This window comes from Shewanella sp. S1-58-MNA-CIBAN-0166, from assembly GCF_040310085.1.
In the GTDB taxonomy this organism is placed as follows: Bacteria; Pseudomonadota; Gammaproteobacteria; order Enterobacterales; family Shewanellaceae; genus Shewanella.
The window spans coordinates 1-234 of the sequence record NZ_JBEOPN010000209.1; the positions used below are offsets into that span (position 1 = coordinate 1).

Annotated in this window: 2 tRNA genes; both read right to left on the reverse strand. The window is 51.3% G+C overall.

Going from position 1 to position 234, the window contains the following annotated elements:
* Nucleotides 1-2: 2 nt before the first annotated feature.
* Nucleotides 3-76: transfer RNA gene (locus tag AAEY99_RS21725), tRNA-Asp, on the reverse strand.
* 80 nt (nt 77-156) lie between these two features.
* A tRNA-Asp gene (locus tag AAEY99_RS21730) sits at nt 157-233 on the reverse strand.
* Nucleotide 234: the final 1 nt, after the last annotated feature.

Consider the following 234-nt stretch of genomic DNA (forward strand, 5'->3'; position numbering starts at 1 on the left):
GGCGGAGCGGACGGGACTCGAACCCGCGACCCCCGGCGTGACAGGCCGGTATTCTAACCAACTGAACTACCGCTCCAAAACGGTTTGTATACACTTAATAAAACTAACAATAGTATAAAAATTATCTGTTTTATTAAGTGTAAACAGTCACTTGAATGGCGGAGCGGACGGGACTCGAACCCGCGACCCCCGGCGTGACAGGCCGGTATTCTAACCAACTGAACTACCGCTCCA